The organism is Haladaptatus sp. (genome assembly GCF_049589095.1).
In the GTDB taxonomy this organism is placed as follows: domain Archaea; phylum Halobacteriota; class Halobacteria; order Halobacteriales; family Haladaptataceae; genus Haladaptatus.
Map to the genome: position 1 here is coordinate 1 of NZ_JBAWAC010000298.1, position 3,667 is coordinate 3,667.

Consider the following 3,667-nt stretch of genomic DNA (forward strand, 5'->3'; position numbering starts at 1 on the left):
GCAACCTGCTGTTCATGGCCGACAAGTTGGGCCACGACGAAGCCGCCGACCTCCTCAAGAAAAATCTCCGTGAAGAACGAGACATGCTGGACGAGTTGAAAACCATCGGCGAGCAGTACGACGTCGAATCCGTGCCGATGCAGGACTGAACGAACTCCGTTTTTTGCTGATTACACCTGCTTGCTCACGTACGGCCCGTCCTGATGATAGCCGAGTTTGTTCCGCGACCTTTTGCTGCGCTCGCTTACGCTCGCTGGCAAAACGTCGATGAAAAGTCTCCTCACCCCCTCTGGGGGTTCGTCGACCCGCTCACACTTCGAGGTGCAGAGCACCTCGTTGTTCGCGGGGGTTACACCTGCTTGCTCACGTACGGCCCGTCCTGATGATAGCCAAGTTTGTTCCGGTAGTATTCGCGTGCGCCGATTCCGGAAATGACGCTGAGCTTGTCGTAGCCCGCGTCGGCGGCGAGTTCCTCGGCCTTGGCGATGAGTTTTCGGCCGTAACCGCGGTGCTGATGCTGGGTGGCCTCGCTCGCCGCACCCACGGTCACTTCACTGCCGTAGACGTGGAGTTCGCGGACGAGCGCGGCGTTGTCGAGTTCGCGCCGCACGGGGTCGCCGGGGAAGCGAAGTCGGCAGAAGCCCAGTAGGAGGTCCTTTTCAAAGTCCTCGAAGCTGATGAAGTGCTCCGTGCCGCCTGCGGCCTCGTAGGTCATGACGTCGAGCTCGACGTTCTCGGGTTCCTCGTCGTTCATGCCGACCTCGCGGCAGCGGATGCAGTCGCAGGTCCACCCGTGTTCCTCCATCCGTTGGCGTGCGAGTTGGCGGAGGTTGGACTTCCACACGCCGCCGTCGATGAAGTCCGCCGGGATGTCGCGCTGGACGCGCTGGAGGCGGACGTACTTGGGAATCATCGACTTGATTTTGGCGACGAGTTCGGCCGCCTCCTCGTTTCGGAGCGGTTCGAACTCGCCCTTGTACCACCAGTCGTAGGTCGCGGTGCCGCGGACGACCAGCGTCGGGTAGATCTTGAGGTAGTCCGGCTTCCACTTCTCGTCCTCAAAGATGCGGCGGAAGTCCTCCACGCACATCCGCTTGGACATGCCGGGTTGGCCCGGCATCATGTGGAAGCCGACCTTGAACGCCGAATCGCGGAGGCGCTGGTTGGCCTCGATTGACGCCTGTGCGCCGTGCCCACGGTGCATCTCGCGGTTGATACGCTCGAAGGTGGTCTGGACACCGACCTCGACTTTCGTTCCACCCAAATCGAGCATCCGGTTTATCTGCTCGGGGTCACACCAGTCCGGCTTCGTCTCGAACGTCGTCCCGATGTTGCGGATGTCGCCCGTCTCGTTCTCCGCGATGACGTCCTCCAGATAGCGGAAGTCGTGCTCCTCGGGGCTCTGAGCGAAGCTCTCGCCCTCCGCGGGTTCGGGTTCCTTGTTCACGTCGTAGTCGTTCATCGCCTCCAGCGCGCGCTTGACGAACCACTCCTGATAGTCGTGGCTCCGGGCGGTCATCGTCCCGCCCATCAGGATGAGTTCGACCTTATCGACGGGGTGACCGATCTGTCGCAGTTGTTCCAAGCGGAGCGTGACCTGCCCGTACGGATCGTAGTCGTTCTGCACGCCGCGGGCCGCCGCGGGTTCGTGACCGGTGTAACTCTGGGAGGAGGAGAACTCGGAGGACGGGCCGCCCGGGCAGTAGAGACATTTGCCGTGCGGGCACTGCTCCGGGCTGGTCATGATTGCGATGGGCGAGACGCCCGACGCGGTGCGGACCGGTTTGCGCCGAAGCACGGCTTCCAGTTCCTCGCGGCGCTCGTCCGGCGCGTGGTCGAGAATCTCGGAGTTCTTCGGCACTTTCGGCGCGGAGAACTCCGAACAGGCGGTGAGTTTGGCGCTCTCTACGTCGTCGCGCTCGACCTCGCCCGCGAGGATGCGGTCGATCAGTTCCTCGCAAACCTGCTCGAACGCCTCCGTCTCCGTGGCGTCCGGCGTCTCGGTACTCATTACGTGATATTTGGTTGGTTCGGGCGGATAAGCGTGTCGTCTACGGATACGGGTGCGGGGATGGCGTATCGAAATCGATAATGGTCATTTTAAATACGAAGACAGTATAATCCATTGATACAACGGGTGGAATCGTTACAAAAGAGAATCCGCTACGTTTGGTTCACGAAAACGGTTGGAGCGGGATTGATCGGTGGGATTATCGCCGGAATCATCGCGTCACAATCCACCATCATTCCGGTCTGGAGTCCGATACCGATCGTTCTCTGTATGCTCGTGGTCGCCCTCCTCGTAACGCCAATTCGATACAGAGCGTGGCGCTTCGCCGTAGACGAAGACGGAGTGACGATCAAACACGGAGTGGTGCGTCGACGGGAGACCTACGTTCCGATAGACCGCATCCAACACATCGACATCAACCGCGGTGTTCTCGAACAAGCCGCCGGGTTAGCGAGCATCACGATTCACACGGCCGGGTCGCGCCGCTCGAATCTACTGCTCCCGGGGCTTCGACCGCAACGCGCCAGCGAACTCCGCAGTCGAATCCTGAGCCTCCGCGAGAACCGTCGCTCGGACGAATCGCTCTCCGAGGCGAACGACGTCATCCGAGGTGACACTGTGTGAGATTACACCCGTACAGTGTCCTCCGAGGAACGATGGACCGACTAAAAATCCATCCCCTGATTTTCGCCGTCGGTTTCGGACTGTATAATTACAAAGATACACCGCTCACCTATATCGTCGGGTTCGTCCTGTGTTACGTCCTGATCTACGTCGTGCGTGAGGGAATACGATGGTATTCCGTCTCCTATCGTTTGGAGGACACCGCAGTAGAGACACGGTCCGGTATCTTCGACAGACAACATCGCGTGATTCCATACGACCGAATCCAGGAATCAAGCATCGTTCAGAACGGAGTGGATTCGTTCCTCGGAATCGCGAACGTCTCGTGTGAAACGGCAGGGAGCAGTAAAGAAAGCGAACTGGAGTTGCGCTACGTCGGTATCGAAGAGGCTGAACGAATTCAGGACCGTCTGGGGAACGGAAATACGGTCTCGACGGAGGACGAAAAGGAGAAGCTCTATCGACTTCGTTCGGGAATGCTGTTCGCTCGAAGCGTCCTGTCATCGCATCCGAAACACCTCTTCCTCGCGATTTCGGTCGCGATGTCGATCATCTTCAGTCCGCCGTGGCTGTCGGATTTCCTCACTCCGCCGTTGCCCGCGTCGCTGGTCAACGGGCACTTCACCGTCGAGAAATTCCTCGTCGTCGGTGGGGCAACGGTCGGCGGCGCGTGGGTAGTGGGAGTGGTACAATCCGTGCTCGAATTCTACGACACGTCCGTCGAGTTTCGAGACGGGAATATCCATCAGTCCGGCGGATTCGTCTGGCACTATTCGAACGACATTCCGCTGGATAACGTGCAACTGTTGCGAATCTCCACGAACCCCCTACAGAACGCCTTCGGATTCGCACGGTTGACCGTCGAATCCGCCGGTGCGGCCGATTTCGACATCTGGCCCGCTCGGACACCGGTCATCCCGCTGGGGAATCGGTCGGAAGTCGAGGAGGTTGCGAAGACGATTCTCGACCACGACGACCCGGAGTTCGAGCGTCCACCGAAGCGTATGCGACGCCGTCTGGCGACTCGGTATC

At 59.7% G+C, this 3,667-nt stretch carries 4 protein-coding genes; 3 read left to right on the forward strand and 1 reads right to left on the reverse strand.

The window, feature by feature from the left end:
* The first annotated feature begins 14 nt into the window (after positions 1-14).
* Positions 15-149, forward strand: coding sequence for a hypothetical protein (locus WBV42_RS09670; protein WP_423985840.1), 135 nt, complete (start codon positions 15-17; stop codon positions 147-149).
* Positions 150-349: 200 nt separating this feature from the next.
* Here WBV42_RS09670 and WBV42_RS09675 read toward each other — a convergent pair whose 3' ends face one another.
* Positions 350-2,011: a tRNA uridine(34) 5-carboxymethylaminomethyl modification radical SAM/GNAT enzyme Elp3 gene (locus WBV42_RS09675; protein WP_423985837.1), complete on the reverse strand. Its 1,662-nt coding sequence runs from the start codon at positions 2,009-2,011 to the stop codon at positions 350-352.
* Between the two features lie 186 nt (positions 2,012-2,197).
* Here WBV42_RS09675 and WBV42_RS09680 point away from each other — a divergent pair, with 186 nt between their 5' ends.
* Positions 2,198-2,635 (forward strand): PH domain-containing protein, encoded by a 438-nt coding sequence (locus WBV42_RS09680; RefSeq protein WP_423985838.1) that lies wholly within the window; start codon positions 2,198-2,200, stop codon positions 2,633-2,635.
* A 32-nt stretch (positions 2,636-2,667) separates the two neighbouring features.
* On the forward strand, positions 2,668-3,667 hold a 1,000-nt coding region (locus WBV42_RS09685; protein WP_423985839.1), incomplete at its 3' end, for a PH domain-containing protein.